The following is a 7822-nucleotide window of genomic DNA, read 5'->3' on the forward strand; positions in this document are numbered from 1 at the left end:
ACGTCCAGCATCAGGCCTTTAATAGGCCACTCTCTCCCCTAAAAATTTATGAGGAGAGTGTTATGGAAGTTTATTTTTACTCAAGAGAAGATTACGATGTACTACTGAGAGCTCTCTCTCAGAAGAATAGCTACCAGTATGGCCTTGTTCTTCCTCGTGATGAGAAGATAAATCTCTCAGGAAAGAAAAGGGGAGTCTATAGAGTCTTTAGAACCGTGAATGAAACCATTATTCTTTGTAAAAAGCCTGCTATTGGAGAGTACAAACTAGTAGATATTAAGCAAAAGCCCCTTTATCTTGTCCCTGTTATTCTTGTGTGGGATGAAAAATACAAAAGGATACGTTGTCAAATCAATAGAGATTATGTTCGTGATGTTATAAAGGCTATAGAACATTATTCTGAGAATGCTTACCTTTATCCTCAGCATAAGAAAGGTATTAGAGAGTATATGTACTTCGTTAATCGTTATACTAAGATGCTACTTAAACTTTGTAATGATGTCTTTGTTTACCAAGAGACTCGCTATGCTTACGATAAGAAAGTAAAGAAGATAGTTCTTAGATTCTTAACTACAGTTCTTCACTATAAGAAAGACCAAGCTATGAAAAAGATTGATAAGTACTTAGTTAAGCTTCAATGGAGGCCTTATGTGGTTAATAGACAGCCTGATAGAAAAGCTATTTGAAGATAGTAAGAAAAGAGAGCGTACTTGGGCATATCTCCAGCAAAGAGAAAGAGAGCTTAATGAAAAAGAAAGAGAGCTTATGGAAATAAGGTCGGAGTTATACAAAAAAGAGAAAGAACTCAAAAGAAAAGAAGAAATGCTGTCTGAAATTGTGAAAGAATACTATCGCTTTATGGATGCTTATCAGACTGTCAGCAATCTTTTGTCTGACTTCCCTTATGTTGATGTATATACTGAGTGTGAAGATAAGCAAGTTGAATACGTTCTTATCGGAATGAGTAGGTATATAGTGCATCATGGAAATATTGAGTTAAGTAGTAATGCAAAGATTTTTGCAAAAAGAGTTAAATACTTTATTGATGCACTAGTTGAGTATAAGAAAAAGTATGTTGAAGCTCTGAAGAACGTAAGTAAACGTGAGAAGGCTCTTAAAGAAGAACTTGACAAGAAAAACAAGCTACTAAATGAGTATTCCCAGAGAGCAGTTGCTCTTACTAAGGAAGTACTAAAACTCCAAGAAGAACTAGGTAAGCTAAACGTTCATGAAGAAAAAGGAAGGGCTATTCTCTGTAATAAGATGAGTACAAATGAGGTTATAAAATGCATTAGAAAAAGGAAAGATAAGCAAGAAATCTTAGAAGCACTCAAAAAACGGCTATAAAATCCAAATAAATCAAAGGAAATAAGGCAATAAAAATGCTATTTGTCATACTCTATAATGCTGTTTGCCTATATGTTGTCTGTCATAAGAGAGTGTATAATGTGTCCCCAAATCCCCCTGTGTCGTCGGAAAACTATGGAAAAAACACTAAGAAAATCAAGGAGTTTTTCGGAGATGGGTACACATTATAATATGCACATCGGTCAAAATTTTTTGAATTCTAAATTGATTAATTTAGCATGTAGTTTAGGACTTCGTCCTCGCCACACAAGGGGTTCTTAGCAGACATTTTAGTCTCCCAAGCAAAAGAGTTAGGGAGCAGAGCCCCAAGTTCTTATAGTATTAACTTGATAGCTAATGAGCATATCTTAAAATTTTCTCTAACCCCTTGAAAACTACCTCAAAAACTCCTTACCAGACAAGGGCTTGCTGGCACCAAAACATCAAAATCGTACTATTCCACCTTCCTTAATTTTTATGCCCGCAAAACATTGATGTATCGTAAGCAAAAATGCCAAAAGTCTATTGTGTAGCAATGGAAAGAGGGATAAAATTTAGAAAATAAGAATATATGGCCTACTTAACTACATCCATTCTTTTAGTTTTAGATATGAAAGCATGCTAAAATAATTCTATGGAAAAAGGTAAAGCAACAAATGTAAAGGAAAAAGGTAAATCAGAAGAAGCTAAAGATAAATTTCAAAATCCATTAGAAGCTTTGTATCTTGGTAAGAAAGTTACAATTCAAGGAAGAAGTATCCGCTACGCTGGAACTCTTGTAAAAGCACAATCAGGTTTCATACACCTAATAAACGCTACAATTATTGGAACACAACACGAAGTAAAAGTTGACATATTATCAGTATCGCAAAACCTCATACTCCATATACATACTCCAGCAACAGAAATCAAGAAGATTCAAAAAGAAGAAGAAGAGAAAGAATAAAAGAAGAATTACACATGTCTTTCTAACTCTCTATCAACATGTAAGAATTAACACCAATAAATTTTCAAACAACATATATCATATAATTTTATCATATCTACATATACTACAATAGATATACAAAAGTATAACAGATAGTAATTTTTATTTTCAGAATATACTATATTACTATTCTATTAAAAAAAACTTAAATTTTATTTTTACCAACCACCACCAGAAATCCTAGAAGGAAAAAAGTTATTATTAAGGCTAAAATAAAAAAGATAAATCTAAGAATGTTTCAAAATGTTGTGTTTATTGAAAACTAAATATGATATATAACATGAAAAAGCTATTTTTAACACAAAAAAATTATGATTTAGACAGAACAATCCCTTTTTATTTATGTAATAGCTATAAAAAAAATAAATAAGCTAATAAAGCTTATTTAATAAACCTTGAGATAAGAATGTAGATTTTAACGGGTCGTTTTTCGTAAAGAATGTTTTCTGGAAGAACTACTATGATTATAAAGAATCTAAGTTTTCTATTTTTTACTTTTTTACTTTTTCTATCTTTGCGTTTGCGTAGCTTGTATATAAGCTGTGATTTTGGATTTTGATTATCTGTTTTTGACTTATTGGCTCTTTTCTTTTTCTTACTTAAGAAGAATATTTTTTCTGGACGACCTTTTCCTTCTTTTGGTTTATTAACAAAATAAACTGCTCCAATTTTATTTAAGAAATTCATTACAGCATCGCATAACCATTTTTGATTGTTAAATACATCTTGCAGAAGTTGTTGTCTTGTAAGTGGGCCATAAGAAAGAAGCTCTAAAACCCTGTTAGAGTAGCTTTCATAAGTTTGTGATAGATAGCTTATATCTTCTGCTATAAACTCAATTTCTCTAGCATACTTCCAAGCTTTTGCAAAGTCTTCGTCAAAGTTCGTCTTATCAGGTAAACATTCTCTTAATAAATTATATACAAAGCTTTCATCTAAGTTAAGATACTTAGCCCATCCTACAGCTGGTAGCATAACTCTAGTAAATCTGTAATTGGAGTGTTTTTGGGCTAATGTCTTTACAGCTAAAGAATAAAGCTCTTCTAAGTTTATAAGTTTATCTTTCATGAACGGCGGGATTTTTACTGGATGTTCTTTCTTTTTGTTTTGTTCATCTTCTTTTCGTTGCTCTTTATCCTTAAGCTCAATATTAAGTTTCTTTAGCTTCCTGTATAACTCAAAAAAGTCTATCTGTTCTGTTGCTCCTTGTACTAATCTATAACCAGCACCAATCTGTTGATTCTCTAAGATGATAGGATGATTTACCCTAAAGAACGTTCTATCAAAGTTCAGCCCATACAGTTCAAAAAACTTAGAGAATATCTTTATCATTTCTCTTAGCATTTCTTCGTTGGTTTTGCCGTTAAACTTATTTACCTTATCTAGGGATGGATAGATTACCTTCTTATCAAAAAACCTGGGCTTGATATTGATAATTGCTCTAAATCTATTAGACTTTGTTATGTAGATGTCAGCTGGTATTCCGAGATAAGACCAAGCCTGATAAGCAACTTCAAAACCACTATCAATATCAATCACTATCCTCTCAAGCGCAAAAATCCTATTATCTTTAAGTAGGCCATGGGTTTTTATAACATCATTTTTCTCAAAACGAGTCTTTGCTCCCTTATAAGCTTGCCAGAAACCTTTTGGAATTCTTACCGGATTTGGAAGATAAAGAACTACCAAGTTATTTTCTTTGGCCGATTGCAAAAGTTTTTTTAATGTCTTTTTTGTTTTAACAACATAAGTGGCTACAGGATAGCCTACACTTTCACCGTTACGAGTAAACAATTGGAATAGATAAGCTCTTTGCGCCTTATAACCTGTAAAACTTGAGAGCTCAATTTTGGTAAAGGTTTTAATTGGATTGTTATAAACAAATCTATCTCTGGAAAGAAAGTTAGTAACATGATAATTAGTGTAAACGGGGAGAGAACTCCCCGGTGTAGGGAAATTTATGAGACCATCGATGCTATAAAATTGGGTGCTACAAGAAGAGCTTTTCTTTTGCTCTTCTTTCAAGCTCTTTTTGTAAAACCCGCTCTCTCATCGATGATCTCATAAAAAAATTTTCCCTTAACCAATAAGATATAATTATTCTTGTAAATTGTCAATGGTTTTATATAAACCAACTAATCTTCCAGACCCATCTTCAGATATAATATCCCTATGGATGAAAAAGATAAGATTAAAAATGCCATTGAGAAACTAAAAAACATTCAATCATCAGATAATCTATTCAAAACAGTCTTTAAGGATAAGGAAAACATAAAGACCTTCTTAGAATTATCCTATCCGCAGATTGCAAAATACCTTGATTTTGATACTTTAGTGGTACTAGACACTGAAAAATATAACCTCTTAGAGAGTGAAAAAAGACACTTGGATGTGGCCTTTGAAGTTAAGCTAAAGGATACAGAAGAAAGCATAGACCTTTACTTTATCCTAGAACACAAATCAGCTCCAGATAAAGATATCTATCTTCAACTTTTATCTTACATCTATGCAAGATTTCAAGAGGTTTACAGGAAAACAGGTAAGTTCCCTAATATAGTTCCTATGGTTGTCTATGTGGGTAGACAAGATTGGAATCTACCTACTTCTACTATTGAAAACGTGTCTTTACCAGATGAGCTAAAAGATATAGTCTTTAGGTTAAGCTTTCTCCTTCATACTCCGAAAACATTAAGCCTAGAGCAAATAGAATCTATAAGAAAAGACCTAGAAATATACCCTTATCTTATTCTTATGAAGACAATTATCCAAGAATTGCCTATTAAGGAAGGTCTAATTGAGATATTCTTACATACAAACGGTTTTGAAATCAAGGTTTTATATACAACGGAGATAAAAAGAGCTTTGAGCATTGACTTCAATGAAATTAGCAGTATATTATCTTCAATACCATCAGGAGGTAAAGAGGTTATGAATATATTGGAAGAGGCTTTACAGTATGGTGAGTTAAAAGGTGAAATAAAAGGTGAAATAAAAGGTAAAAGAGAAGCTATTATTGATATCCTAAGTATAAGATTTGGCGAAGATGGACTGGATGAGATTAAGAATAGGCTTGATGGTATAAATGACTTAGAATTTGTGGATTATCTTAAAAATCAAGCTAAGAAGGTAGCTTCTTTAGATGAGTTTATGAGATTGATGGATAAAGCGTGATTTTATTTAGATTATACAATGGTTAAGTTTACTTCCAAAATTTCCAAAAGAATTTCCTTTCTTTAGTTTTTTCAGATATTTTTGATTTATATTCTTCTATGAGCTCATCTTTCATTTTAATAATGTTTTCTTTTTCTTCTAGTTTTCCTTGCATCTCACCTAGTTTGTAGATAACTTGTCTAAATTGCTCATTTAGTTTTTGATATTCAGCGAACGGCACTATAGCCCCTTGAGTAGTTTTTTCCTCTTCCCCTTTTAATTGTAAGTAAAAAGAATGTATAGCCCTGCTGGCGGCTTCTGTCTCGCTTATATTTAATATAGATGCTATTTCTTGAAGCTCAGAAGCCACTTGTTCTGAAAACCTAAAATCTTTTCTTCTCTTCTTTTCTTCCATTGGTTTTATTATACGTTAATATTACGGTTTATGTACGGTAAATATACATATTGATGTACACACGCGTCGGCATATATACAGCATATATGTGGCAAATATACAGAATCAATGACGTACAAGCATGATTGAATGATATAATCCTTGTCTATCAATGTTTTTATACTCTTGTTAACATAATTATTTTTATGTTAATGGGGGATGAAAGGGAATAAAATCAGATTAGCATAGTAAGTGAATAATCTTAAGTTAAGCTATAAACACCTTGATGCAGAGTAAACTTAAATATTTTCTATGATATAATATCTAAAAATCTTATACGGAGAGTTGGTATGAGAAAAAAATTAATTTTTATATTTATATTAGTAGGATTTTTGCTTGTCAGCTCTTATGCAATTAGCAATATCTCTGAAAGAGCAATAGCAAAGCATGATTGCTTAACTAAAAATGATGTTAAGCAGTGTTATAATGCCTGTAAGATGGATAATGGTTCATCATGTTTCCATCTCGGACTTTTGTATTATAATGGCCAAGGTGTACCACAAAACTATGTAAAAGCAGCTACACTATTTGAAAAAGCTTGTAAGATGGGTGGTGGTCTCGGATGTAATAATCTTGGAGTTTTGTATCAACATGGCCAAGGTGTACCACAAAACTATGTAAAAGCAGCTACACTATTTGAAAAAGCTTGTAAGATGGGTAGTGGTCTTGGGTGTAGTAATCTTGGACTTTTGTATCAATATGGCCAAGGCGTACCACAAAACTATGTAAAAGCAGCTACGCTATTTGAAAAAGCTTGTAAGATGGGTGATGGTATGGGGTGTTATAATCTTGGTAAAAGTTATAACTATGGTAAAGGGGTTCCAGCTGACATAGATGAAGCTTATAAATTTTATAAATTAGCTTGCAAGCTAGGTCGAAATAGAGCTTGTAAGGTTATAGGTAAATAAAAGCTTAGAGATAAGCGTAAATATGGTTTTAAAAAAAAACAATATTTCTATGATTTACTTTGTATAAGTTCAATATCCTATCCTAAAAACTCTTGACAAATCTAAAAGAAAAACATAAAATACACTATTAGAGAGTTGGCCATATTGCCAGTCTCTCTTAGGCTAAGTTTTCGTGTGGTTAGGGACACACGAAGAGTGGTATTTGCTTGAAAGCCGGATGCGGTTAAGAGCTGCCTGTCCGGTTTGGGGCTAGGCCTGTGGGGTGAAAGCTTCACGGTCTATAGCCACGTTTAATTCTCAACCAGCATTGACAATTAGAAAAGAAAGAAAATTATTCTGTCATACCGGTCGCCGTATAGGATACAATGGCGAGGGTGAAATTCCCTTGGCGACTGTCCCCGGTCTGCCCACCGCGTCAGTAGTGCCTCAATAGGCCCAAACCTATTGTTGCATAGAGTCTGACGTTAAGTGTCATCGCTAACGCGATGGCTAGGGTGAGTGCATAGGACAAACAGCTTTGCTGTGAAGTCTCGCTGAAGATTCTACTTGCGAAAAAGCCTTTTCTCATCAACTTTTAGTTCTCAACCAGCTTTAGTAAAGAGGCTTTTGTCTAGCCCGGGAAGTTCCGGTGTGCGTCCCTGGGTGAGGGGTAGAAGACTCTCGTAAGAGATAGCAAGTAGGGTTGGAGAGGCTGTTCTCCCTGCACGAAAACCATTGTATCCTTACTACGGGAAGCCACGAGCCAGAAATGGTTAGCTCTCTGTCCGTAAGGATGAGAGAACTATGGAGTGAGTTTGGGAAACTCTCCATAGTCGGCGAAAACCTACTTTGTAGGACAAGCCGGTGAGTCGTGGTGGCGGAGGCGTCGTAGTAGCGATGAAGCTCGTTAACGCGAGTGGAGTGAAGGACGCTAGGGTAAATACCACTTAACACTTAGCCTTTGAGAGAGTAAAGATGCGGTTAATGGACGCCCTA

General features: G+C 34.0%; 7 protein-coding genes. 5 read left to right on the forward strand and 2 right to left on the reverse strand.

Annotated elements, in window-relative coordinates; translation table 11 throughout:
* From ACYQZV_RS08660 to ACYQZV_RS08670, 3 genes are all read left to right on the forward strand, one after another.
* Positions 1-686 (forward strand): hypothetical protein (locus ACYQZV_RS08660; RefSeq protein WP_459895159.1); only part of this gene is annotated, 686 nt, incomplete at its 5' end.
* A complete protein-coding gene (locus ACYQZV_RS08665; protein ID WP_459895162.1) occupies positions 649-1347 on the forward strand; it encodes a hypothetical protein in 699 nt (232 codons plus the stop codon). The genes ACYQZV_RS08660 and ACYQZV_RS08665, both read left to right, overlap by 38 nt.
* A 634-nt stretch (positions 1348-1981) precedes the next feature.
* Positions 1982-2293 (forward strand): hypothetical protein, encoded by a 312-nt coding sequence (locus tag ACYQZV_RS08670; RefSeq protein WP_459895164.1) that lies wholly within the window; start codon positions 1982-1984, stop codon positions 2291-2293.
* 423 nt (positions 2294-2716) lie between these two features.
* Here the strand turns inward: ACYQZV_RS08670 and ACYQZV_RS08675 are convergent, their stop codons facing one another.
* Positions 2717-4129 (reverse strand): hypothetical protein, encoded by a 1413-nt coding sequence (locus ACYQZV_RS08675; RefSeq protein WP_459895166.1) that lies wholly within the window; start codon positions 4127-4129, stop codon positions 2717-2719.
* A 378-nt stretch (positions 4130-4507) separates the two neighbouring features.
* Between ACYQZV_RS08675 and ACYQZV_RS08680 the strand changes: the two genes are divergently transcribed.
* A complete protein-coding gene (locus ACYQZV_RS08680) occupies positions 4508-5506 on the forward strand; it encodes an Rpn family recombination-promoting nuclease/putative transposase (RefSeq protein ID WP_459895169.1) in 999 nt (332 codons plus the stop codon).
* 28 nt (positions 5507-5534) lie between these two features.
* Here ACYQZV_RS08680 and ACYQZV_RS08685 read toward each other — a convergent pair whose 3' ends face one another.
* Entirely contained in the window at positions 5535-5900 is a 366-nt protein-coding gene (locus ACYQZV_RS08685) for a hypothetical protein (RefSeq protein ID WP_459895171.1), read from the reverse strand.
* Positions 5901-6376: 476 nt separating this feature from the next.
* Between ACYQZV_RS08685 and ACYQZV_RS08690 the strand changes: the two genes are divergently transcribed.
* Positions 6377-6847: a tetratricopeptide repeat protein gene (locus ACYQZV_RS08690; protein ID WP_459895174.1), complete on the forward strand. Its 471-nt coding sequence runs from the start codon at positions 6377-6379 to the stop codon at positions 6845-6847.
* Positions 6848-7822 lie beyond the last annotated feature (975 nt).

Source organism: Hydrogenobaculum acidophilum (genome assembly GCF_054656715.1).

Coding starts and splice junctions, on each gene's coding strand:
- ACYQZV_RS08665 (WP_459895162.1), top strand. CDS start 649: ATGTGGTTAATAGACAGCCTGATAGAAAAGCTATTTGAAGATAGTAAG.
- ACYQZV_RS08670 (WP_459895164.1), top strand. CDS start 1,982: ATGGAAAAAGGTAAAGCAACAAATGTAAAGGAAAAAGGTAAATCAGAA.
- ACYQZV_RS08680 (WP_459895169.1), top strand. CDS start 4,508: ATGGATGAAAAAGATAAGATTAAAAATGCCATTGAGAAACTAAAAAAC.
- ACYQZV_RS08685 (WP_459895171.1), bottom strand. CDS start 5,900: ATGGAAGAAAAGAAGAGAAGAAAAGATTTTAGGTTTTCAGAACAAGTG.
- ACYQZV_RS08690 (WP_459895174.1), top strand. CDS start 6,377: ATGGATAATGGTTCATCATGTTTCCATCTCGGACTTTTGTATTATAAT.